Source organism: Pseudoduganella danionis (assembly GCF_009720775.1).
GTDB classification, from domain to species: Bacteria; Pseudomonadota; Gammaproteobacteria; order Burkholderiales; family Burkholderiaceae_D; genus Rugamonas; species Rugamonas danionis.
The window spans coordinates 1-297 of record NZ_WNKW01000038.1 but is presented as its reverse complement, the minus strand read 5'-3'; the positions used below and the strand labels follow the sequence as shown (position 1 = coordinate 297).

1 protein-coding gene is annotated in these 297 nt (G+C 58.2%); it reads right to left on the bottom strand.

Features of this window, described 5'->3' with window-relative positions:
• The coding region (locus tag GM655_RS22610; protein ID WP_229632706.1) for a GTP-binding protein at positions 1 to 297 on the bottom strand (297 nt) is incomplete at both ends.

Sequence of the window (297 nt, the reverse complement as noted above, 5' to 3'; positions counted from 1 at the left end):
CTACTGGCATCAGGAAGGCGCCGTCCACTGCGCGCTCTGGCGTAGGGATGTAGCTGTCCAGTGCTTCGGCCAGTTGCATGATAGCCTGTTCGCCCAGAGGACCGGTGTCGCCGTCCAGAGCCATACGTGCCGAACCTTTAACGATAGGCAGGTCGTCGCCTGGGAAGTCGTACTTCGACAGCAGCTCGCGCACTTCCATTTCAACCAGTTCCAGCAGTTCTGCGTCGTCAACCAGATCGCACTTGTTCAGGAACACGATGATGTATGGAACGCCAACCTGACGGGCCAGCAGGATGT